The sequence below is a fragment of the Bradyrhizobium uaiense genome (genome assembly GCF_010811875.1).
GTDB classification, from domain to species: domain Bacteria; phylum Pseudomonadota; class Alphaproteobacteria; order Rhizobiales; family Xanthobacteraceae; genus Bradyrhizobium; species Bradyrhizobium uaiense.
In genome coordinates, this window is the sequence record NZ_VKHP01000760.1 from 1 (window position 1) to 249 (window position 249).

The following is a 249-nucleotide window of genomic DNA, read 5'->3' on the forward strand; positions in this document are numbered from 1 at the left end:
GCTGAGGAGGGCCGTCGGCGGTGCGGACACGGAGAGCAGCAAATCGGGCTTTCAGCCGACCTTTCGTCCCGCTGCGCCAGCTCACGGCTTTCCATTTGGCGCTGGCCAGCATTTGTTCTGCTGCAATCGATAAGATATCGGGCACGTGGTGCTTTCGTGGTTTCCCGCGGACTTTGGTGATCGGCCAAATGAGCTTCACATCGACCGGATACACCTTCAGGTGCCGAGGGATGCCGACGGCCCAAGCCA

The 249-nt window shown here is 60.6% G+C and carries 1 protein-coding gene; it reads right to left on the reverse strand.

What is annotated here, in order from left to right; genetic code table 11:
- Window positions 1-249: transposase (locus FNJ47_RS55700; RefSeq protein WP_163163660.1), on the reverse strand; the 249-nt coding region annotated here is incomplete at both ends.